This window comes from Luteibacter rhizovicinus (assembly GCF_004342265.1).
Lineage (GTDB): Bacteria > Pseudomonadota > Gammaproteobacteria > Xanthomonadales > Rhodanobacteraceae > Luteibacter > Luteibacter rhizovicinus_B.
Genome location: NZ_SMCS01000009.1, coordinates 96,967 through 119,736, shown reverse-complemented (window position 1 = coordinate 119,736; position 22,770 = coordinate 96,967). Strand labels below are relative to the sequence as shown.

The 22,770-nt window shown below is 64.2% G+C and carries 20 protein-coding genes; 6 read left to right on the top strand and 14 right to left on the bottom strand.

The features are described from left to right. Positions 1–30: 30 nt before the first annotated feature. The 12 genes from lpxA to rpsB form a co-directional block, all read right to left on the bottom strand. Positions 31–804, bottom strand: coding sequence for an acyl-ACP--UDP-N-acetylglucosamine O-acyltransferase (gene lpxA / locus EC912_RS17780; RefSeq protein ID WP_132146853.1), 774 nt, complete (start codon positions 802–804; stop codon positions 31–33). Continuing rightward, complete coding sequence (gene fabZ / locus EC912_RS17775; RefSeq protein ID WP_132146850.1) at positions 801–1,274, bottom strand: 3-hydroxyacyl-ACP dehydratase FabZ; 474 nt, start codon at positions 1,272–1,274, stop codon at positions 801–803. The genes lpxA and fabZ overlap by 4 nt, the downstream gene beginning before the upstream one ends. Continuing rightward, positions 1,267–2,298 (bottom strand): UDP-3-O-(3-hydroxymyristoyl)glucosamine N-acyltransferase, encoded by a 1,032-nt coding sequence (gene lpxD / locus EC912_RS17770; protein WP_243649341.1) that lies wholly within the window; start codon positions 2,296–2,298, stop codon positions 1,267–1,269. The genes fabZ and lpxD overlap by 8 nt, the downstream gene beginning before the upstream one ends. A 100-nt stretch (positions 2,299–2,398) precedes the next feature. Next, positions 2,399–4,804: an outer membrane protein assembly factor BamA gene (gene bamA / locus EC912_RS17765; RefSeq protein ID WP_132146844.1), complete on the bottom strand. Its 2,406-nt coding sequence runs from the start codon at positions 4,802–4,804 to the stop codon at positions 2,399–2,401. A gap of 222 nt (positions 4,805–5,026) precedes the next feature. Beyond that, the gene (gene rseP / locus EC912_RS17760; protein WP_132146841.1) at positions 5,027–6,373 is read right to left on the bottom strand and encodes an RIP metalloprotease RseP; all 1,347 of its coding nucleotides are present in this window, start codon (positions 6,371–6,373) and stop codon (positions 5,027–5,029) included. Positions 6,374–6,420: 47 nt separating this feature from the next. Then, a complete protein-coding gene (locus tag EC912_RS17755) occupies positions 6,421–7,602 on the bottom strand; it encodes a 1-deoxy-D-xylulose-5-phosphate reductoisomerase (RefSeq protein WP_132146838.1) in 1,182 nt (393 codons plus the stop codon). Beyond that, the gene (locus EC912_RS17750; RefSeq protein ID WP_132146835.1) at positions 7,602–8,423 is read right to left on the bottom strand and encodes a phosphatidate cytidylyltransferase; all 822 of its coding nucleotides are present in this window, start codon (positions 8,421–8,423) and stop codon (positions 7,602–7,604) included. The genes EC912_RS17755 and EC912_RS17750 overlap by 1 nt, the downstream gene beginning before the upstream one ends. A gap of 14 nt (positions 8,424–8,437) precedes the next feature. Next, positions 8,438–9,178: a polyprenyl diphosphate synthase gene (gene uppS / locus EC912_RS17745; RefSeq protein ID WP_132146832.1), complete on the bottom strand. Its 741-nt coding sequence runs from the start codon at positions 9,176–9,178 to the stop codon at positions 8,438–8,440. Positions 9,179–9,195: 17 nt separating this feature from the next. Then, the gene (frr, locus tag EC912_RS17740) at positions 9,196–9,762 is read right to left on the bottom strand and encodes a ribosome recycling factor (protein ID WP_132146829.1); all 567 of its coding nucleotides are present in this window, start codon (positions 9,760–9,762) and stop codon (positions 9,196–9,198) included. A gap of 120 nt (positions 9,763–9,882) precedes the next feature. Next, the gene (gene pyrH, locus EC912_RS17735; RefSeq protein ID WP_132146826.1) at positions 9,883–10,605 is read right to left on the bottom strand and encodes a UMP kinase; all 723 of its coding nucleotides are present in this window, start codon (positions 10,603–10,605) and stop codon (positions 9,883–9,885) included. Between the two features lie 309 nt (positions 10,606–10,914). Beyond that, complete coding sequence (gene tsf, locus EC912_RS17730; RefSeq protein WP_132146823.1) at positions 10,915–11,793, bottom strand: translation elongation factor Ts; 879 nt, start codon at positions 11,791–11,793, stop codon at positions 10,915–10,917. Between the two features lie 80 nt (positions 11,794–11,873). Further along, positions 11,874–12,713 carry a 30S ribosomal protein S2 gene (gene rpsB / locus EC912_RS17725; RefSeq protein WP_132146820.1) on the bottom strand — a complete coding sequence of 280 codons (840 nt, stop codon included), beginning with the start codon at positions 12,711–12,713 and terminating at the stop codon, positions 11,874–11,876. A gap of 371 nt (positions 12,714–13,084) precedes the next feature. On the opposite strand from rpsB, the gene map reads away from it, so the two are divergent. The 5 genes from map to dapE all read left to right on the top strand — a co-directional run bounded on the left by map (position 13,085) and on the right by dapE (position 18,915). Continuing rightward, positions 13,085–13,852 carry a type I methionyl aminopeptidase gene (gene map / locus EC912_RS17720; protein WP_132146817.1) on the top strand — a complete coding sequence of 256 codons (768 nt, stop codon included), beginning with the start codon at positions 13,085–13,087 and terminating at the stop codon, positions 13,850–13,852. A 67-nt stretch (positions 13,853–13,919) separates the two neighbouring features. Then, entirely contained in the window at positions 13,920–16,574 is a 2,655-nt protein-coding gene (gene glnD / locus EC912_RS17715) for a [protein-PII] uridylyltransferase (protein ID WP_243649340.1), read from the top strand. Next, positions 16,561–17,388, top strand: a complete 828-nt coding sequence (gene dapD / locus EC912_RS17710; RefSeq protein WP_132146913.1) for a 2,3,4,5-tetrahydropyridine-2,6-dicarboxylate N-succinyltransferase — start codon at positions 16,561–16,563, stop codon at positions 17,386–17,388. Before glnD ends, dapD begins: the two co-directional genes overlap by 14 nt. Positions 17,389–17,428: 40 nt before the next feature. Further along, positions 17,429–17,779, top strand: coding sequence for a Spx/MgsR family RNA polymerase-binding regulatory protein (locus EC912_RS17705; protein ID WP_132146811.1), 351 nt, complete (start codon positions 17,429–17,431; stop codon positions 17,777–17,779). A gap of 5 nt (positions 17,780–17,784) precedes the next feature. Further along, entirely contained in the window at positions 17,785–18,915 is a 1,131-nt protein-coding gene (gene dapE, locus EC912_RS17700) for a succinyl-diaminopimelate desuccinylase (protein ID WP_132146910.1), read from the top strand. 45 nt (positions 18,916–18,960) lie between these two features. On the opposite strand, the gene EC912_RS17695 is transcribed toward dapE, so the two are convergent. Further along, positions 18,961–19,776, bottom strand: coding sequence for a phosphodiester glycosidase family protein (locus tag EC912_RS17695; protein WP_428993110.1), 816 nt, complete (start codon positions 19,774–19,776; stop codon positions 18,961–18,963). Positions 19,777–19,873: 97 nt separating this feature from the next. Here EC912_RS17695 and EC912_RS17690 point away from each other — a divergent pair, with 97 nt between their 5' ends. Next, positions 19,874–20,362 (top strand): NUDIX hydrolase, encoded by a 489-nt coding sequence (locus tag EC912_RS17690; RefSeq protein ID WP_132146808.1) that lies wholly within the window; start codon positions 19,874–19,876, stop codon positions 20,360–20,362. Positions 20,363–20,520: 158 nt separating this feature from the next. On the opposite strand, the gene parC is transcribed toward EC912_RS17690, so the two are convergent. Beyond that, positions 20,521–22,761 carry a DNA topoisomerase IV subunit A gene (parC, locus tag EC912_RS17685; RefSeq protein WP_132146805.1) on the bottom strand — a complete coding sequence of 747 codons (2,241 nt, stop codon included), beginning with the start codon at positions 22,759–22,761 and terminating at the stop codon, positions 20,521–20,523. Between the last annotated feature and the right edge of the window lie 9 nt (positions 22,762–22,770).

The following is a 22,770-nucleotide window of genomic DNA, read 5'->3' as shown; positions in this document are numbered from 1 at the left end:
GTTACAGCGGGCAGCGCGAAGGCTGCCCGTTTATCTCGCCAGCGAGCGCTCGCTACGATCCAGGAAGTCGAGCATTTCGCGCACGTCCGTGCTGATTTCCGCCTGCGCGAGCAGTTGCTCTCGTGCTTCGGCCAGCGGCAGCCCTGCCATGTACAGGGTCCGGTAGGCGCGTTTGATCGCGGCAATACGCGAGGTATCGAAGCCGCGACGCTTCAGCCCTTCGCTGTTGATGCCGCGCGGGCGTCCGCGTGTTTCGTTGGCCATCATCACGAACGGCGGCACGTCGGAACCGACAAGGCAACCCATGCCGATAAAGGCGTGGGCGCCGACCTTGCAGAACTGGTGCACACCCGAGTAGCCGGACAGGATCGTCCAGTCGCCGATTTCGGCATGCCCGGCCAGCGCCGAGTAGTTGGAGAACACGACGTTGTTGCCCACATGGCAGTCATGCGCGATGTGGACGTAGGCGAGCAGCCAGTTGTCGTTGCCGATGCTGGTGACGCTGCCACCGTCTCCCGTACCTCGGTTGACGGTGACGAATTCGCGGATCAGGTTGCGGTCGCCGATGATGACTTCGGTGCGCTCGCCGGCGAATTTCTTGTCTTGCGGAGGGCCGCCGATGGACGCGAACTGCGAAATGCGGTTGTCGCGGCCGATCGTCGTCGGTCCCTCGATGACCACGTGCGGACCGATGACCGTGCCCTCGCCGATGACCACGTCGGCACCGATGACGCTGTAGGCACCGATCGTGACGTTGTCCGCGACGCGGGCGCTGGGGTCGACCTGCGCAGTGGGATGGATCATTTGTCGCTCCTCGCGGCGCACATCAGTTCGCAACACGCCACGACCTTGCCGTCGACCAGTGCACGCGCCTCGAACAGGCCCATGCCGCGGATCAGTCGCTTGAGGGAAACTTCCAGGCGCAACTGGTCGCCGGGCGCGACTACCGCCGAGAAGCGGGCGTTGTCGACCTTGACCAGGTAGAACAGCGGGCTGCCGCTCTGGCCGTCGATCTGGCTGGTGATCTGCGTGAGCAGGCCGGCCGTCTGGGCCATGGCTTCGACGATCAGCACGCCGGGCATGACCGGGTGTCCGGGGAAGTGGCCCTGGAAGAACGGTTCGTTGATCGTGACGTTCTTGATCGCCGCGATGGATTTGCCGGGCTCGATTTCGATAACCCGGTCGACTAGCAGGAACGGGTAGCGATGCGGCAACAGCCGCTGGATCTGCTCCACATCCACGGGGAGGGTCACGCCGGCTTGGTGTTCAGTCATTTCCTCTGTCCTTCTCCAGCGCCGCTAGGCGACGCGCGTACTCGTCCAGGTGTTTCATGCGCGCCGCATTGCGTCGCCATTGACGGTTTTCCTGCAAAGGCGTGCCGGACGAATACTCGCCCGGCTCGCGAATCGAACTGGTCACCAGGCTCTTCGCCGTGATGGTAACGCGGTCGGCCACTTCGAGGTGGCCGAGGATACCGGCGTTGCCGCCAATCAGGCAGTAACGGCCGATCTTTGCGCTGCCTGCCACGGCCGAGCAACCGGCCATGGCGGTATGCGCGCCGATGTGGACGTTGTGGGCGATCTGGATCTGGTTATCCAGGCGCACGTCTTCCTCGAGGACCGTATCGTCCAGGGCGCCGCGGTCGATGGTGGTGTTGGCGCCAATTTCGCAATCGTCGCCGATCCGCACGCCGCCAAGCTGCGGCAGCTTTACCCAGTGGTCGCGGTCGAAGGCAAGACCGAAGCCGTCCGAGCCGATGACGGCGCCCGGATGGACCAGCACGCGCTGGCCAAGGGTGACGCGGATGACCAGCGTCACGCGGGCGACCAGCCGTGAATGGGCGCCGACGACGCAGCCAGGACCGATGGTGCAGTGGGGGCCGAGGACGGCACCGTCTTCGATGACCGCGCCGTCCTCCACCACGCAGCAGGGTCCGATGCTTGCCGTCGGGCTGATACGTGCACTGGCGGCAACGACGGCGCTGGCGTGGATGCCACGCGGAGCAGCGGCCACATGCTCGAACAACGCGGCGATTTTGGCGTAGGCGACATACGGGTCGGCCGCGACGAGGGCGGCGCCCTTGCGGGATGCCACGTCGGCGGCGCCCACGATGACGATGCCGGCCTGGGAGTCGGCCAACTGCGAGGCATATTTCGAATTGGACAGGAAGGTGAGCTGGGTCGATGTGGCGGACGCCAGCGTGCCGACACCGTCGACGATGGTGCCCGCGTCGCCATGGGCTTCGAGCCCGAAGCGTTCGGCCAGCTCAGCCAGGGTGTATTGCGGATTGCCGCTCACGTGATTCTCCGGCGCTCGCCCAAAAAAAAGGTGGCAAGGCCCCTGGCCCTGCCACCTCGTCATTCTACTGACTCTTTACGCTTCTCTCTTCACACGCGTCTTAGAACGTGTTGCCGAATGTGAACTGGATACGTTCCACGAAGCGGCTGTCCTCATCCTTCTTACGGATGGGCACGGCGAAGTTGATGATCAGCGGACCGATCGGCGCCTGCCACTGCAGCGACAGACCCGTCGAGGCGCGCAGTTCGCTGGCGCTGAACGACTGGTAGTCCTTGTAGACGTTACCGACGTCGACGAACCAGGAAACGCGGGCCGTGTTCACATCCTTCAGGAAGGGCAGCGGCAGGAAAACCTGCGCGGTACCGAGTACCTTGAACGCGCCGCCGATCGGCTGGCCGTAGCTGTAGTAGCCGCCCGAGCAGGAGCCGTCCTTCGCCGGCGTCGACGATGCGCTGGCGCCGTCGCAAAGGCGGGGACCGAGGGTATTGTCCTGGAAGCCGCGAACGTCGCGAACACCGCCGCCGTAGTAGTTCTCCCAGAAGGGGAAGTCGATCGAGTCGCCCTTGCGGTAGATGATGTTGCCGGCGGCGTCGTAGCCGTTGTTGGCGTAGGTCTGGCCATAGGTCTTGCCGTAACCGACCTGACCGTCGAGGTAGAGCACGAAACCGCCACCGACCGGCCAGTAATGATTGGCCTCGCCGAACAGCTTGTAGAACTGCACCGTCGAACCGGGCAGGGCACCTTCGATGGACGCGCTGAGGACGCCGCCGCGGGTCGGAGCCCAGTAGCCGTTACGCGTGTCGTGGTTGTAGCCGAGGCTGCTGGTCCACGAATGGATCGTTCGGTTGCCGACAGCATCCTGATACGCCACCAGTTCGCGCGGCGTGGTGATCTGCGAGTTGATGAGGTTGCTGCTGACGCCGAGGCTGGTGGAGAGGGAATCGAAGTCGGAGATCGGCCACGACAGCGTCGTCTGGAACGACTTGGTGCTGTACGTGTAGTTCGCCAGATCGGTATTGCCGTAATCGAGCTTGCTGTAGCTGACGTTGTAACCCAGCTGCAGGCCGTTATCCGTGAGATACGGATTCACGTAGCTCGCATTGATGCGCTTGTAGTAGTTGCTGGTTTCCGCGCCAACCGAGAAACGGTCGCCCGTACCCAGGAAGTTGTTCTGGGACACCGAGGCGCTGAGGATGATCTTCGAGTACTGCGAATAACCCACGCCGAACATCAGGCTGCCGGCCGACTGTTCTTCGACCTTGGCCGTCAGGTCGACCTGGTCGACCGTACCCGGCACGAGGGCCTTGTCGATATCGACCGTCTTGAAATAGCCCAGCTTCTGCAGACGGATCTTCGAGCGGTCGATGGCGGCCTGCGAATACCATGCGCCTTCGAGCTGGCGCATTTCGCGGCGCAGGACTTCGTCTTCCGTGCGGGTATTGCCCTGGAACACGACGCGGCGGACGTAGACGCGCTTGCCCGGCTCGATGAACAGGGTGAGGTCGACGGTGCGCTTGTCCTTGTCCAGCTTCGGAATCGGCGTGACCTTGGCGAAGGCGTAACCGATGTTCGCAAGGATGCCCTTGATCGCATTGGTGCTGGCTTCGATGGCGGCGCGATTGAACGTCTGGCCCTTCTGGATGAAGACGAGCTTGCGCAGCGTGTCTTCCGGAAGGATCAGCTCACCGAGCAGCTTCACGTCGGAGACGGTATAGACCTCGCCTTCCTTCACGCTGGTGCTGATGTACATGGCGCGCTTGTCGGGGCTGATGGCCACCTGGGTCGAGTCCACGCCGAAGTCGGCGTAGCCGCGATTCATGTAGTAAGCGCTGAGCTTCTCGAGATCGCCGCTGAGCTTTTCGCGCGAGTACTGATCGTCCTTCGAATACCAGGACATCCAGTTGGTGGTGTCGGATTCGAAGCCGTCGCGGATCGACTTGTCGGTGAAGGCTTTGTTGCCGACGACGTTGATCTCCTTGATCTTCGCCGCTTTGCCTTCGCGGATTTCGATGTCGATAGCGACACGGTTGCGATCGAGCTTGGTCACGTGCGGCTCGACCGACACGTTGTACTTGCCGCGGTTGTAGTACTGACGGATCAGTTCCTGCTGCACGCGGTCGAGGGACAGGCGGTCGAAGGTTTCACCCTCGGCCAGGCCGATCTCCTTCAGGCCCTTGCGCAGGTCTTCTTCTTTGATGTCCTTGTTGCCGCGCAGCGTGAGCTTTGCGATAGCCGGACGTTCGACGACCTTGATGACAAGGATGTCACCCTGGCGGTCGACCTCGACATCGCTGAAAAACTTCGTCTGGTAAAGGGCGCGGATAGCGGCCTGTACCTTTTCGTCGCTTAGCGTGTCGCCTTTTTCAATGGGGAGATAGCTCAGCACCGTGCCCTGCGCAATACGCGTCAGGCCATCGATGCGGATATCGGAAACGACGAAGGGCTCGAAAGCCAGTGCATTCGCGGTCAGGGAGGCAAGCAGGATCAGGGCGGCGATACGCTTCATCGTCGATTCCGTTGAGTTAGTTCTGGACGATGGCGGACGAGGCCATCTTCCTATGAGGTGCCGCTACCGGAGTCGTTCCCGGCAGTAGATAACCGCTGGCACGCAGGCGCCGGTGGTTGGGATAGTGCTTCGATCGCCCTGCGACGCCGCCGGCGTGAGCCGATGATGCCGCCGTTGGACAGCGCGATCGCGACGAAGGTCCGTGAAAACCGACAATCGGCGTCACGAGACCAACATTCGCTGGATGTCGTTGAAGAATGCCAGCCCCATCAGCGTGAACAGGAGGGCCAGGCCGACATATTGACCGGCGATCATGGTCCGCTCGCTGACCGGGCTGCCTTTGACCAACTCGATAAGGTAATACAGCAGGTGACCGCCGTCCAAGACCGGGATGGGCAGGAGGTTGAGAATGGCAAGGCTGAGGGACACCAGCGCAAGGAACTGGAGGAACCAGGGGAGGCCGCGGCTGGCCGAATCGTTGGCGACCTGGGCAATACCGATCACGCCCGAAATATTCTTCGGCGAGGCCTGCCCCGTCAGCATTTTGCCGATGAGGTTGAAGGTGGTCGCGGTATTGACCCAGGTGGCGCTCAGCGATTCGCTGAATGCGCGAACGGGGCCGTAGCGCAGCGTTGCCGTCTGAAGCGGGACGGGCAGGACGCCGACCAGCCAGCGGGCGGGCTGACCCTGCACGGATTTCATCTGTGCGGTGATGTCCAACTGCCTCGTTGCGCCGTTGCGTTCGACGACGAACGCCAGCTTCGGCGATTTCGCGGCTTCTTCGGGCACGGCCTTCATGAAGTCTTCGAAGTCGGCGATGGGCTTGCCGTTGATGCTGACGACGCGGTCGCCACCCTGGATGCCGGCGGCAGCCGCGGGATCGCCCGGGGTCGCCACGCCGATAATGGCGGGCGGCACCTTGAGCGTCATGCCGAGAGCGGTAAAGCCTTTGCCGATATCTTCGCCGGCCGCGAGATCCTGCAGCGGCAGGACGACGTTGCGCTGGCGGCCGTCGGCCCCCTGAACGTGCAGCGGCAGCGGTTCGCGGTTGAGGAGGCCGTTGGCGAGGACTTCGGTCGCATCGCTCCACGTGCCGGTCGGTCGACCGTCCATGCTGACGATGCGATCGCCGGGAAGGATGCCCGCGTGCGCGGCGATGCTGTTCGGCGCGGCGGTGACGATCGGCACGATGTCGGGCTTGCCGATCATGTACATCGCCCAGAAGGCGACGATCGTGAAAACGAGATTGAAGGCGGGGCCAGCGGCCACGATGGCGATGCGCTTCCACACCGACTTGCCGGTGAATTCCTGGCCCTGATCGGCCAGGGCAACGTCGCCTTCGCGGGCGTCGAGCATCTTCACGTAGCCGCCGAGGGGAATGGCGGCGATCTGGTATTCGGTGCCGTCCTTCGCGACGCGGCGCCACAACGGGCGGCCGAATCCGACGGAGAAGCGCAGCACCTTGACCCCGCAGCGGCGGGCGACCCAGTAGTGGCCAAATTCGTGGAAGGTCACCAGCACGCCAAGCGTGACCAGCAACCAGAACACGGAACCGAGGATGGGACTCATTATCGAGGGGACGCTTCTTGAAATATCGCGGTTCGGGTCGACCTAGCTTAACAGTAAGCGCGGTGAAGCACTTTCCGGGCGGCCTGGCGGGCGACGGCGTCGCGAGCGACGAGCGTCTGGACATCGACCACGGGTTCGGGCGGCAGTTCCGCGAGGACGTGTTCGACGACCTCCGCGATCGCCAGGAACGGCAGGGTTCCGGCCAGGAATGCATCGACCGCCACTTCGTTGGCCGCATTGAGGATGGCCGTGGCATCGCCGCCGGCGCGCAGGGCTTCAAAAGCCAGGGCCAGGCAGCGGAAGGTGTCGGTATCGGCCGGCTCGAAGGCCAGGGGGCCGCTACGGGGCAGGTCGAGCGGCGTTACGCCGGCCTCGATGCGCTCCGGCCACGCCAGCGCGTGGGCAATGGCCGTGCGCATGTCGGGATTGCCCAGCTGGGCGAGCACGGAACCGTCGAGGTACTCGACCATCGAATGGACGAGGCTCTGCGGATGAACCACGACGTCGATGGCGTCGGCGGGCGCGCCGAACAGATAGTGCGCCTCGATGACTTCCAGACCTTTGTTCATCAGCGTGGCCGAATCGACCGAGATTTTCCGGCCCATGGACCACTTGGGGTGGGCACAGGCCTGATCGGGGGTGATGGAACCCAGTTCGGCCCGGGTGCGTCCGCGGAACGGGCCGCCCGAAGCGGTCAGTATCAGGCGGCGCACGCCGGCTTTGTTCAGGTCGGGGCGGCCGCCGGGAAGGCACTGGAAAATAGCGTTATGTTCCGAATCGACCGGAATCAGGACGCCGCCACCTTCGCGCAGGGCGTCGAGCAGCAGCGGCCCCGCCATGACGATCGATTCCTTGTTGGCCAGCAGCAACCGCTTGCCCGCGCGTGCGGCGGCAAGCGTCGATTCCAGTCCGGCGGCGCCGACGATGGCGGCGACCACGGTATCGCAGAGCGGCCCGGAGACCGCTGCGATCACGGCGTCGGAGCCGGCGCCGACATCGCAGCGCACGTCGGCGGCGACAAGGCGTCGAGCTAGCTCCGCGCCGAGCGAGGCGTCGGCGATGATCGCCAGATCGGGCCGGAATCGCTGGCAAAGCGCGACGAGCGCATCCACGCTGCGATGGGCGACCAGCACACTGGCGCGGAACCGGTCGGGATGGTGCGCGATGACATCGAGCGTGCTGGTGCCGATCGAGCCGGTAGCGCCAAGGACGGCGACGGACGTGGTCATTACAGGCCCAGGATGAGCTTGCCGGCCGCGAAGACCGGCAGGGCGGCGAACACGCTGTCCAGGCGATCGAGCAGGCCGCCGTGCCCCGGGAACAGGGTGCCGGAATCCTTCACGTCGGCATGGCGCTTCAGCAGACTTTCGAACAGATCGCCCACGACCGAGGCCGCGACCGTCAGCAGGCCCAGGCCGATCAAACCGAGCATGTGATCGGTATCCGGCACGCCGAGCAGCCAGCCGCCGAGCCACGCCGTGAAAGCGCCCGCCACGAGTGCGCCGTAGACACCCGCCCAGGTCTTTCCCGGGCTGATCCGCGGCGCCAGTTTGCGACGGCCGAAAAAGCGGCCGCTGAAATAGGCGCCGGTATCGGCGGCCCACACGATGACGAGACCGAACAGCATCCACCAATGACCGTGCGGCTCGCTGGAGTGCAGGGCGATAGCCGCTGCCAGCGTGGGTACGACGACCAGGACGCCGACGCCGAGCTTGAGCAAGCGGTTCTCGGCGTTGGGCGCTGCCGCGAAGGTGAGATTGCGTAGCCAGAACAGCACGCCGATCCACCATGCGACGCCCACGAAGATGAGGACGTTGAGTACGCCAGGAGTCCTGACCAGGTTGAGTGCCAGGAACAACACGGCGGCGCCGGCAACTACGATGCCGCGGCCCATCGTCGTGCGGCAGCCGGCAAGCGCGCTCCACTCCCAGGCGGCGACCAGGAAGGCAAGCGATCCGAGGATCGCGAACAGCCAGGTCGGCGGCAACAGGATGAGGGCCAGCACGAGCGGCAGGAGCAGCAGGGCGGTCAGGGTGCGCTGTCTAAGCATGGGAATTCTCGGCGTCAGCTGGCGTTGGCGACCTGCTCGCCGGTGCGCCCGTAACGGCGCTCGCGGCGGGCATAGTCGTCGAGGGCCTCGGCGAGGCAGGCCTGGTCGACGTCGGGCCACAGGGTATCGGTGAAATACAGCTCGGCGTAAGCCAGCTGCCAGAGCAGGAAATTGCTGACGCGATGCTCGCCGCCCGTCCGGATGAACAGGTCGAGCGGTGGCTGATCCGCGAGGCAGGCGTAGGTGGCGAGGCGGGTTTCGTCGAGTTCGTCGGCCCGGAACTCGCCCCGGCCGATGGCCAGGGCGGCCTGACGTGCGGCCTGCGCGATATCCCAGCGGCCGCCGTAGTTCACGGCCACATTCATGTTGAGCGCGCTGTTTCCGGCGGTCTGTTCCATGGCGCCGAGCATGCGATCGCGCAGTTCGGGCGCGAAAGCGTCAAGGTCGCCGACGAAGCGAATGCGTACGCCGTTGCCGTGCAATTCGTCCACTTCCTTGTCCAGCGCTTTCAGGAACAACTCCATCAAGGCGCCGACTTCGGTTGCCGGACGGTTCCAGTTTTCGCTGGAGAACGCGAACAGGGTCAGTGACTCGATACCGCGACGCAGGGAAAATTCCACGGCTTCGCGCACCGCTTTCTGTCCGGCGCGATGGCCGAAACTGCGAGGGCGGAGACGCTTTTTCGCCCAGCGGCCGTTGCCATCCATGACGATGGCGACGTGCCGGGGTACCCGCGCGGTCTGGCCTGCTGCCATGGGGAACGCGATGGCGCTCAGAGCGCCATCAGCTCCTTTTCTTTCTCTTTCACCGCGTCATCCACTTTCTTGACGAACTGGTCGGTAATTTTCTGGATACCGTCGTCCGCGCGCGTCTTGTCGTCTTCCGTGATCGTCTTGTCTTTCAGAAGCTTTTCGATGTGCTGATTCGCTTCGCGACGGATGTTGCGGATGGCGATCTTGGCGTCTTCACCTTTGCCGGCGACGCTCTTGGCCAGTTCCTTGCGGCGCTCTTCGGTCGGCGGCGGGAAGTTCAGGCGGATGTCCATGCCTATCGTCGTCGGCGTGATGCCGAGGTCGGAAGCCATCAGCGCCTTTTCGATCGGACCGATCATTGTCTTGTCGAATGCTTTGATCAGCAGCGCGCGGGCATCCGGGGTCGACACGTTGGCAACCTGGCTGAGAGGCGTCGGCGTGCCGTAGTAAGGCACTTTGATTTTGTCGAGAATCCCCGCATTGGCGCGGCCGGTACGAATGGATTTCAGCTCGTGGCTGAGCGCGTCGATGCTCTTGCCCATACGGGTTTTGGCATCGGTTTCGATCTCGTTGGGCGTAGCGAACATGGGCGTTTCCCGGTGGAATCTGGTCAGCAGACGAGTATAGCAGTGCGGGCGAGGGGGCTACTCCCGGGCAAGGGGGGCCCTCCTCGCCGTTGTGGGAGCGCTCCTACAGGAAGCTCCGCTTTAGCCGGCGTCGACCAAGGTGCCGACCGTGTCGCCCTTCATGATGCGCATGAGGTTGCCCGGCTCGGTCATGTCGTAGATGCGCAGGGGCAGGCGATGGTCGCGGCAGAGCGCGATAGCGGCCGTGTCCATGACCTCCAGGCGGCGTTCGATGACCTGGTTGTAGGTAAGGTGTTCGTAGCGCTCGGCATCGGCGTGGCGCTTCGGATCGGCCGTATAGACGCCGTCGACCTTGGTGGCCTTCAGCAGCAGGTCGGCGCCCACTTCCACGGCGCGCAGGGCGGCGGCCGAGTCGGTCGTGAAGAAGGGGTTGCCGATACCCGCGGCGAACAGGACGACGCGGCCTTTTTCGAGGTGGCGGATGGCGCGGCGACGGATGAAGTCCTCGCAGACTTCGTTGATCTTGATCGCGCTCATGGTACGGGCTTCGCCGCCAAGCTTTTCGATGGCGTCCTGCATGGCCAGCGCGTTCATGACGGTGGCGAGCATGCCCATGTGGTCGCCGGTGACGCGGTCCATGCCGGCGGCGGCGAGGCCTGCGCCGCGGAAGATGTTGCCGCCACCGATGACGACGCCGACCTGGACGCCCGCATCGACGACTTCGAGGATTTCCTTGGCGAGGCGGCCGATCATTTTCGGATCGATGCCGTAGTCCTCGGTTCCCATCAGCGCTTCGCCGGAGAGCTTGAGCAGGATGCGGCGATGATTCAGCGGTGTGCTCATGGGGGATCTCCAGATTGTGTGAGGCAAAACGGCGGTAGTGTAACGGGTAGGGCGGTAATGCGAACGCCTTGGGCGGCGCCCTTGTGGGAGCGCTCTCGGGCGCGATCCGGGGCGAAGTGCGATGCCCGATCATGCGGACGCCGCCGGGTGATCCGTGTCGCGCAAGCCTTTCGCGTCCGGCGCTCAGGGATCGCGCTCGAGAGCGCTCCCACAAGGGAGTGGTCCGGGTGGGCAAATCGCGGACCTTCACAAAAAGCGAAGGCCGCGATTTCTCGCGGCCTTCGTGGTACTGCTGCCAGCGGGAGCGGCTTACGCCAGGCCTGCCTGCTTCATCACTTCTTCGGCGAAGTTGTCGACAACCTTCTCGATGCCTTCGCCGACGGCGAGGCGCGAGACGGTGACGACTTCAGCGCCAGCCTTCTTGAGGGCATCGGCGACCGTGATCTCGGTGTCCAGCACGTACGGCTGACCGACGAGGGTCTTCTCCGCCTTGATCTTGTTGACCTTGCCGCTGACGATCTTCTCGAGGATTTCGGCCGGCTTGGCCTTTTCCTTTTCGGACATCTTGCCCAGCTCGATCGCCTTCTCGCGCTCGAGGTACTCGGCCGGGATGTCGGACTCGTGGACGAACTCCGGATTCATCGCGGCGACGTGCATCGCGATGCCCTTGGCCAGCGCTTCGTCGCCACCCTTCAGTGCCACGAGTACGCCGATGCGGCCGCCGTGCGAATAGCTGGCGAGCACGCCGTCGGTCGCGACCTTGGCCATGCGACGGACTTCGAACTTCTCGCCGATCGTCCGGGTGAGCTCGTTGACGGCGTCTTCGACGGTCGAGCCACCGAGTTTGGCGGCCTTCAGCGCTTCGACGTCGGCGGCGCCGGAATCGATGGCGACGTTGGCGACGTCCTTGGTGAACTGGATGAACTGCTCGTTGCGCGAGGAGAAGTCGGTTTCGCTGTTGACTTCAACCAGAACGGCGACGCCGTTCTTCTGCGCGACGGCGATCAGGCCCTCGGCGGCAACGCGGTCGGCCTTCTTATCGGCCTTGGCGGCGCCGCTCTTGCGCAGGGCGTCGATCGCGGCTTCGATGTCGCCGTTGTTTTCGACGAGTGCCTTCTTGCACTCCATCATGCCGGCGCCGGAGCGCTCACGCAGTTCCTTGACGAGGCTTGCGGTGATCTCAGCCATGTGTATTTCCTCAGAATTTGGTGGGCACCGCGGCGGACTTGCCGCGGTGCCGGATGGAACCGAAGGATCGGGGCGGGCGCTTAAGCGCGGCCGCGGCCGCCTTCACGACGCGGGCCAGCCGGACCCTTCTTGGCCGGAGCACCGCGACGGTCGTTGCGCTCTTCCTTCGCGACCGGGTTGCCTTCCTCGTCGAGTTCGACGAACTCGTTCGCATCGCCGCGCGCGGCGTGCTGCGGGGAGGCGGCCTTGCCTTCCAGGATGGAGTCGGCGGCGGCACGGGCGTAGAGCTGGATGGCGCGGATGGCGTCGTCGTTACCCGGGATGGCGTAGTCGACCAGGCCCGGATCGTAGTTGGTATCGACGACGGCGATGACCGGGATGCCCAGCTTGCGGGCTTCCTGCACGGCGATGTCTTCGTGACCGATATCGATAATGAACAGCGCGTCCGGCAGACGATTCATGTCCTTGATGCCGCCCAGCGAGTTCTGCAGCTTGTCGCGCTCGCGACGACGGGCCAGCACTTCGTGCTTGACCAGGCGCTCGAACGAACCGTCGGTTTCGGCGGCTTCGAGTTCCTTCAGGCGGGCAACCGACTGCTTGACCGTGCGGAAGTTGGTCAGCATGCCGCCGAGCCAGCGGGCGGTGACGAACGGCTGACCGGCGCGCGCGGCTTCTTCGGCCAGCGCTTCGCGGGCGGAACGCTTGGTACCGACGAACAGGATGGTGCCGCCCTTCTGCGCCAGGCCCGACAGGAAATTCATCGCGTCGGTGAACAGCGGGAGGGTCTTTTCGAGGTTGATGATGTGGATCTTGCCGCGGGCGCCGAAGATGTACGGAGCCATCTTGGGGTTCCAGTAACGGGTCTGGTGACCGAAATGGACGCCGGCTTCCAGCATCTCGCGCATGGTGACTTGTGCCATGGAATTACTCCTGGGCGAACCGCATGAAAGCGGTTCTGTGGGGGTTGGGACCTCCACGCATCCCCGGCTTCGACCCCGTAGCCCGTCCGGCGCGTTTCGCGGCGGATGGAATACGAGGCACCCCGAAGGCGGTGCCGATGCGTGTGTGGCGTTAAATGCGATGGCCGTGCAGGGCTATTTAAGCCCTTGTGCGGTTACAATCGCGCTTCGACTTTGTGTCCGGAGCCTTATGAAAGGCGGTTGGCCGGGCAGCAAAACTCGCTAATTGTAGCCCGAGGGGCATTCCGGCGACAAGGCGGTGGATTTCCCCGCGCCGTGCCGCCATCTGAAGGCCTTCCCCGAGCCGAATCGAGCCTCACGGCAGAGACACTATGGCAGTTATCCCCAAAACCCCGGAAGAAATCGAAGGCATGCGCGTCGCAGGGCGCCTGGCGGCCGAAGTGCTGGCCATGCTGGTCCCCCACGTGAAGCCCGGCGTCACCACCGGGGAGCTGGATCGCCTGGCCTACGAGCACATCGTGAACGTGCAGCAGGCGATTCCGGCCAACGTCGGCTACCGCGGCTTTCCCAAGACGGTCTGTACGTCGGTCAATCACGTGATCTGCCACGGTATTCCGACCGAGAGCAAGGTTCTGAAGGACGGCGACATCATCAATATCGATGTCACGGTCATCAAGGACGGCTGGCACGGCGATACCAGCCGCATGTACTTCGTGGGCACGCCCAGCGTGCTGGCGAAACGCCTGGTCGAAACCACGCATGAAGCCATGATGCGCGGCATCCAGGCCGTGCGCCCGGGCGCCACGCTGGGCGACGTCGGTGCCGCCATCCAGAAACACGCCGAAGCCGCTGGTTTTTCCGTCGTGCGCGAGTACTGTGGACACGGTATCGGCAAGGTTTATCACGACGAGCCGCAGGTGCTGCATTACGGCCGGGCCGGTACGGGCCTGGAACTGAAGGCCGGCATGACCTTCACGGTCGAGCCAATGGTCAATGCCGGCAAGCCGCAGACCAAGGAACTCCCGGACGGCTGGACCGTCGTGACGAAGGATCATTCGCTGTCGGCGCAGTGGGAGCACACCATTGCCGTTACCGAGGATGGTTTCGAGATCCTCACCCCGTGGCCGGACGCCGCCTGATGTCATTGCGCGGCTGACGACCGGAAGGTCGACAGCCGGTTACCACCCAACCCGAGCAGGCCCCGACGTGACGCTTCCGCCGCTTCCGCGCCTTCCCGCCGTTGTTCCCAGGTCGGGTGTTTCCCCAGAGGCGCGACGCGCCTTGCGCCAGTTGCTGGGGGACGTCGATCGCGATCTCGACGTGGCTTTCCGCGACGGCGAGGACGCGACGGCGCTGGCCCGTCGGCGTGGCGAAGCGGTGCAGCGCATCGTGGTGCATGTCTGGGGTGCCTGTCTTGGCGACATCGCGGCCGCCGCGCTCTTCGCGGTCGGCGGCTTCGGTCGCGGCCTGTTGTTCCCCTGTTCGGACGTGGACCTGCTGGCGCTGGTCGGCGAGACCTCGCCCGCCGTGTCGAAGGCGCTGGAAAGTTTCTTCGGTTGTCTGTGGGACATCGGCATGAAGCCCGGCCACGCCGTACGCACTGTGCCGGAATGCCGTGCGCTGGCGGAAAGCGATGCCAGCGTCTTCACCAGCATGCTCGATGCGCGCCGCCTGGTCGGTCAGCCGATCCTCGACACGCAGTTACGCGCCATCCTGGCCGATCCGGCGCTTTGGCCGCCGCGCGCTTATCTCGCCGCGCGTCTGGCCGAACGCGACGCCCGGCATGCGCGTTACGACGATACCGCCCACAACCTCGAGCCGAATCTCAAGGACGGTCCGGGCGGCCTGCGCACGCTCGATGCCCTGCGCTGGCTGGGCCTGCGTCTGGCTGGCGCGCCCGATTTCGATGCGATGGTGGGCGAGGGCCTGCTCGAACCCGTCGAAGCTGCCGGACTGCACCGCGCCGAAGCGACGCTGCGCCAGTATCGCTACGCCCTGCATCTGGAAGCGGGACGCGCCGAGGAGCGCCTGCTGTTCGACTATCAGCGCGCGATCGCCGCCCGTCTGGGTTTCGAGGACGAGCATGCAAAGAACCTCGGCGTCGAACAGTTCATGCAGGGTTATTACCGTGCCGCCACGTTGATCGAACGGGTCGGCGTGCAACTGGTCGAGCGTTTCGAGGAAATGCTGGAACCGGAAACCGAGCCCCAGTCCGTCGGCACGGATTACGTGCGCTACGGCTCGCGTCTGGCGCTGCGTAATCCGCATCTGTTTCAGCATCGGCCCGCCGCGCTGGTCGAGATTTTCATCGCGCGGCTCGACGAGAAGGGCATTACCGGATTCACGGCCGAGACCATGCGGCGAATCCAGCATGCCGTATCCATCCACGGCGAAACGCTCGCCGACGATCCGCATGTGCTGGAAGCCTTCCTGGTGCTGCTTCGCCGTGGCGCGCCCTCGGTGGAAGCGCTGTGGCGCATGAATCGGCATGGGCTTCTCGCTGCGATCCTTCCCGCGTTCGGCCGCGTGGTCGGTCGCATGCAGTACGACTTGTTCCATGTTTATACCGTCGACGAACACACGCTGCGCGTCCTGCGTAACGTGGCCCGGTTCGCCGATCCTTCGGCACGTCGCGATTTCCCGATTGCGTGCGAGATATGGCCGTCCATGGAGAAACCCGAGCTCCTGCTGCTGGCCGCGCTGTTCCACGACATCGCGAAAGGTCGCGGCGGAGATCACTCCGTGCTGGGCGAAGAAGACGCACGTGCGTTCTGTACGCGCCTGGGACTTGCGGCCGAAGACATCGATCTCGTCGCCTGGCTTGTCCGCTGGCATCTGCTAATGAGCACGACGGCCCAGCGCCAGGACATCACCGACCCCGACGTCGTGCATCGTTTTGCAAGCGTGGTGGGCGACTGGGAGCGGCTGGACCATCTGTACCTGCTGACGGTCGCCGATATCATCGGAACCAGCCCGAAACTCTGGAACGCGTGGAAGGACCGGTTGCTGGCGGACCTCTATACGGCTACCCGCTATGCGTTGCGCAGCGATCTGGAGTTGCCCGCGCACGCCGGTGTCCGCGTTCGCGAGTGTCGCGAACGGGCGCTGGCTATGTTGGTTGCCGACCGCGTGCCGGCCGCGGACATCACACGCATATGGGGCGAATTTCCCGATACGAGCTTCCTGCGCCACCGCCCCGAGCAGATCGCCTGGCAGACCGCGGCCATCCTGCGTGCGCGCGGTACGACACCGCTGGTGGAAGTCCATCCGTTTTCCGTTCGCGGCAGCACCGAGCTTTTCATCTATACCCTCGACAGAGATGGCCTGTTCGCCGCCGTGACCGCGATGCTCGATCGTCTGCGCTTTTCGGTGGTAGAGGCGCGCATCCTGAGCTCAAGCAGCGGCATGGCGCTCGACACCTTCCTGCTGCTGGAAGCCGATACGCAGGCGCCGGCCACGTTGCAGCGCGCGGAAGAACTTCGCCTGCGCATGCAGCGCGCGCTGCTGCAGCCGGCAGGACAGCAGCCCGCCAAGCGAAGCCTGTCGCGCCATCTCCGTCATTTCCAGATGCCACCACGCATCGAGTTCGCCGATGCCGGCGGGCGTACCCAGCTCGCGCTGGTGTGCACGGACCGTCCCGGTCTGCTTGCCGCCGTCGCACAGGCGCTGGCCGAAGCGCAGGTGCGCGTGCATGATGCGCGCATCGCTACCTTCGGCGAACGCGTCGAAGATTTCTTTCAATTGACCGACCGCCAGAACGCGCCGCTATCGACCGAACGCAGGGATATCCTGCGCGAGGTATTGCTGCGCCGGATCGGCGGCGAAGCCAGGAACGTAATACATGCAGATGCAAACGCTTGAATCCCTGATCGACGATGCCTTCGAGCGCCGCGCCGATCTGACGCAGTCCGAAATCGAGAGCAGCCTCCGTCCCGCCGTGGACCAGGTGCTTGACCTTCTGGAATCCGGCGAGCGCCGCGTCGCGGAACCGGACGGCAAGGGTGGCTGGACCGTCAACGCGTGGCTCAAGAAAGCGGTGCTGCTGTACTTCCGCATGAACGGCAATCGCGTAGTGGATGGCGGCCCGTCGTCCGCGTTCGACAAAGTGCCCCTTCGTTTCGCCGATGGCGATGCGACGGAGTTCGCCAATATCGGTGCGCGCGTGGTGCCCGGCGCGCTCGTCCGCCGTGGCGCGCATATCGCGAAAGATGCCGTATTGATGCCAAGTTACGTCAACATCGGCGCTTTCGTCGGCGAGGGCACCATGGTCGATACATGGTCGACGGTGGGTTCGTGCGCGCAGATCGGCAAGGGCGTGCACCTGTCCGGTGGCGTTGGCATCGGTGGCGTACTGGAACCGTTGCAGGCGAATCCGACGATCATCGAAGACAACTGTTTCATCGGTGCGCGTTCGGAAGTGGTCGAAGGCGTGGTGGTGGAGAAGGGTAGTGTCATCGGCATGGGCGTGTTCCTCGGCCAGTCCACGCGTATCTACAATCGCGCGACCGGCGAAATCAGCTACGGTCGCGTGCCGGCGGGCAGCGTCGTCGTCGCTGGCAGCATCCCGGCGAAGGATGGCAGCCATAGCCTGTATGCCGCGGTTATCGTGAAGCAGGTGGATGAGAAGACCCGGTCCAAGACAGGGATTAACGAGCTTCTGCGTAGCGGCGAGTGATCGCGCTCCGGAGCGCTCCTACAGGTCACGGAATTTGAAGATGACGGAAATTTACGGGCTGTCCAACTGCGACACCTGCAAGAAAGCACGCAACTGGCTTGCGCGCTTCGACGTGCCGCACACGTTTATCGATTACCGCGCCAATCCGGTGCCCGCCGCGACGCTGAAAGCATGGGCGACGAAGGTCGGTGGCTGGGACAAGCTGGTGAACAAGAGCGGCACCACATGGCGCCAGCTGCTTCCGCAGCGCAAGGATCCGCAGAGCGATCCGGAATGGACGCTGCTGCTGAAGGAATATCCTGCCCTGGTCCGCCGACCGGTCGTCGTGACCGACGACGAAGTCACGGTGGGCTTCACGGATAACGCGTTCAAGAAGCGATTCGACAAGTGAGCGATATGTCCGACGTTCTCGATCTCACCTGCGATCTCATCCGCCGCCGTTCGGTGACGCCCGACGATGCCGGCTGTCTCGATCGGATCGGCCAGCGACTCACCGCACGGGGTTTCAACGTCGAATACCTGCGTTTCGAGGATGTCGACAATCTGTGGGCGACGCATGGCGAAGCCGGACAGGTACTGGCTTTCCTCGGTCATACGGACGTCGTACCGACAGGGCCGGAAGACAGTTGGGCTACGCCCCCGTTCGAACCGACGATCCGCGATGGCGTCCTCTATGGTCGCGGTGCGGCGGACATGAAAGGGTCGGTCGCGGCGATGGTTGTTGCGCTCGAACGTTTCGTCGATGCGCATCCGGATCATGCAGGTACCGTCGGTCTGTTGCTGACCAGCGACGAGGAAGGCGTGGCGCTGCATGGCGTCCGTCGTGTGGTCGATCATTTCGTCGCCACGGGGCAGCGAATCGACGCGTGCGTGGTGGGCGAGCCTTCGGCGAAAGAGACACTCGGCGATCTGATCCGTGTGGGTCGTCGCGGTTCGCTCTCGGGAACGCTGACGGTGCACGGTATTCAGGGGCATGTCGCCTATCCGGAAAAGGCACGCAATCCGATCCACGCATTCGCACCGGCACTCGCGGCGCTGGCCAGCGAGCGTTGGGACGAAGGCAATGCCGATTTCCCGCCGACCTCGTTCCAGGTGTCGAATATCAATGCGGGGACGGGCGCGAACAACGTCATTCCCGGCGAACTGGTGGCGCTGATCAACTTCCGTTATTCGACGGCAAGCACGGCGGAAGGGTTGCGCGAACGCGCCGAAGCTATCCTGCGCGCGCACGGCGTCGATTTCGCGATCGACTGGCATCTGTCCGGTCACCCGTTCCTGGCCACGCCGGGCGGGAGGCTGCGCGAAGTCGTAGTGTCCGTGTGCCGGGATATGTGCGGCATCGATCCGGAGCAAAGCACGGGCGGCGGTACATCCGATGGGCGGTTCATCGCGCCGATGGGCGCCGAGGTGATCGAGCTCGGGCCGGTGAACGCGACGATCCACAAAGTGGATGAGAATGTCGCGGTGGATCAGCTTGAGCGGTTACCGGACCTTTATCTGGCGATTTGCGAACGGATGTTGGGGTAGGGATCTTTCGCGCGCAGCGAAAGAATCGATTATCGCGGCACACCTTCACTCGCTCTTCGTAAACACCGCAAACATCCCCGCATACGGTTTCGTCATGAACGCCGGTGCGCCCGCGTAACCATCCTCGGCCGTATAAGCCTGTGAAATCGTTCCGTCGAGGAACAACGCGTCGCGACAGCCGATCTCGTCGCGGAACAACCGCGCGAAGCTATGGAAATTCACGGGTGCGCGGCTGACGACGAAAACCACTTCGGTTGGCGTTTTGGCGCATACGCCGCTCCGCCACTTCATGCTGTCCGACCCATCGTCGAACTGCGGATTGATCTGCCCGTCGATCACGAGCATCGGCCCCGACTGCGATGCGACCCGCGGTTTGCTGCCTGCCGCGCGGAAGGCTTCGCTGGTGCGGACCTCCGCATGACCGTCGTCGTAGATGGCGAATACGCCATTGGGCAGCAGGGAGAAATTCCCCGAACGCGGATTGCCATGCACGAGGTTCAGCGGAACGACGGTCTTGCCGTCCTCGATATACAGGCCAAGCGGTGCGAACTGGCGGTCGTAAATGCCGGCGTTCGTCGCGAAGGCGAGCGTACGGCCCTTGCCTTCGCCCCATGCGCGCAGGGCTTCGATCGTACCGAACGGCTGCTGGGTTTCGGGATCGCGCCAGTGCAGTTCGATGGCGTCGCGTCGTGTGTCGATGGAAACCACGCGATATGACTGGTTTTCGAAGACGACGTCGCGGCTGTCGAGTGCGTCGGCGGGTGTCGAGCAGCCGATCGTCAGCGAGAGCATGCCAGCCGTGACCGCGAGTCGCAGTCCGAGCCGGTGCAGGATACGGGGAAGGGGGAGTGCGAGAGGCATCCCCCGATGGTCGCCGCCCGGGTGCCGGAAGCGCAAGGGCCCGCGACAGAGATCGCTCGCGTAAACTCGGGGTTTTCGTCCCGTTGTCCTTTAAGCCATGCCCTACACGCCCATCGTCGCCACGCTAGGTTACGTTCTGTCGCCCGACGGCACCCACGTCCTGATGATCCACCGCAATGCGCGCGAGGACGATCAGCATCTGGGCAAATACAACGGACTCGGCGGCAAGATGGAGCCGGGCGAGGACATCGCCGCGTGCATGCGCCGCGAAATCATGGAGGAAGCCGGTATCCGGTGTGTCGAAATGCGCCTGCGCGGCACCCTGAACTGGCCGGGCTTCGGCAAGAAAGGCGAAGACTGGCTGGGTTTCATCTTCGTGATCGACCGGTTCGAGGGAACGGCGTTCACCGAAAATGCCGAGGGCGCGCTCGAGTGGGTGCCGCTCGACAAGCTGAACGAACTGCCGATGTGGGAGGGCGATCGCCACTTCCTGCCGCTGGTGTTCGACGACGATCCGCGGCCGTTCCACGGGGTGATGCCGTACAGCGGCGGCAAGATGGTGTCGTGGAATTTTACGCGGCTTTGAGGTCGCGCTTTCCTGTAGGAGCCCGCCTGCGGGCGAAGGCCAATGGAGCGAAGATGCTGTGCGTGACATTCGCAAGCCCGGAGAACAGGCTCGCGGATGTGAGCATCGGGGCTTCCTCGCCCTGTTGGCCTTCGCCCGCAGGCGGCACCTACAGAGAATCAGCCTGTGGTCTCGATCCGCTCCACACGACGCAGGCCGCGCGGAAGGACGTTGCCACGGGTCGCGCGATTGCCGCCGTACTCGACCAGGTCGGCCCACTTCAGCGTGAGCTTGCGCTGACCGGCATACAGCGTGACTTCGCCCTTGCCTTCGGTGACGACAGCGACACCGGCGACGCGTTCTTCGGCCGATGCCAGCTTTGCCTTCGGAATTTCGATCAGCTTATTGCCCTTGCCCTTGTCGAGTTCAGGCAGTTCGGCGACCGAGAACATCAGCAGATGACCTTCGGTGGTGACGACCACGATGCGATCGCGTGACGGATCCGCCGTGATGGCGGGCGCCAGTACGCGCGCGCCGTCGCCCAACGTGATGATCTGCTTGCCGGCCTTGTTGCGGCCGGTGAGCGCCTCGAAACGGGTGACGAAGCCGTAGCCGAAATCGGTGGCGAGAACCAGTCGGGTATCGTTGTCGCCCGCCGCCACGGCGTCGAAGCGGGCACCCGCCGGCGGACTGAAACGTCCGGTCAGGGGTTCGCCGTTGCCGCGTGCCGAAGGCAGCGTATGTGCCGCCGTGGAGTAAGCGCGGCCCGTCGAATCGACGAAGGCGATCTGCTGGGTGGTACGCGCACGCACGGTGGCCAGCAGGCTGTCGCCGTCGCGGTAGGATAACGCTTCGCCATCGATGTCGTGGCCCTTGCCCGCGCGTACCCAACCCTTCAGCGACAGCACGACCGTGACCGGTTCGGAGGCGACCAGCGCGCTCTCGTCCAGGGCCTGCGCGGCGCTGCGTTCGATCAGCGGCGAACGGCGGTCGTCGCCGAACTTCTCGGCGTCGCTACGCAGTTCTTCCTTGATCAGGCTCTTCAGCTTGGCGGGCGACTTCAGCAGGACGTTGATGCGCGCGCGTTCTTCTTCGAGCAGGTCGCGCTCGCCGTTGATCTTCATTTCCTCGAGACGCGCCAGCTGGCGCAACTTCGTTTCGAGGATGTAGTCGGCCTGTTCCTCCGAGAGCTTGAAGCGGGCGATGAGCACGGGTTTCGGCTCTTCCTCGCTACGGATGATGCGGATGACCTCGTCGAGATTGAGGTAGGCGACGCGCAACGCTTCAAGCATATGCAGACGGCGCTCGACCCGGCTCAGCCGGTGAGTCAGGCGGCGCGTGACGGTATCGGTGCGGAAGCGCAGCCATTCCGTCAGGATCATCTTCAGGTCCTTGACCTGGGGACGTCCGTCGAGACCGATCATGTTGAGATTGACGCGGAAACTCTTCTCCATATCCGTCGTGGCGAAGAGATGCTGCATCATCTCGTCGGCGTCCACGCGATTGGAGCGCGGCACCAGTACGAGACGGATGGGATTCTCGTGATCCGATTCGTCGCGCAGGTCTTCGATCATCGGCAGCTTCTTCGCGCGCATCTGCGCCGCGATCTGCTCGAGAATCTTCGATGGCGACACCTGGTGCGGCAACGCCGTGATGATGATGTTTCCGTCGTCGCGCTCGTAGACGGCACGTGCGCGCACCGAACCGTTGCCGGTCTGGTACATCGCCAGCAGTTCCTTGCGTGGCGTGATGATCTCGGCGATGGTCGGATAGTCCGGGCCGCGCACGTGCTCGCACAGGTCGGCGATGGTGGCGTCCGGATCGTCCAGCAGGCGGATGCAGGCGCTGGCGATCTCGCGCAGGTTATGCGGCGGGATATCGGTGGCCATGCCGACCGCGATGCCCATCGAGCCGTTCAGCAGCACGTGCGGTACGCGCGCGGGCAGCCACGAGGGTTCGTCCATCGTGCCGTCGAAGTTCGGTACCCAGTCGACCGTGCCGTGACCCAGCTCGGACAGCAGCACTTCGGCGATCGGGGTCAGGCGCGACTCGGTATAGCGCATGGCCGCGAAGCTCTTCGGATCGTCCGGCGAACCGAAGTTGCCGTGGCCGTCGACCAGCGGATAGCGGTACGAGAACGGCTGGGCCATGAGGACCATCGCTTCGTAGCAGGCCGAGTCGCCATGCGGATGGAACTTGCCGATCACGTCGCCGATGGTGCGCGCCGACTTCTTCGGCTTGGCGGTGGCGGCGAGGCTCAGCTCGCTCATGGCGTAGATGATGCGGCGCTGGACGGGCTTCAGTCCGTCGCCCACGAAAGGCAGGGCGCGGTCCAGCACGACGTACATCGAATAGTCGAGATAAGCCCGCTCGGCATAGTCCTTGAGCGGGATCTGTTCGTAATTGGCTTGCAGATTCATGGATTTAGC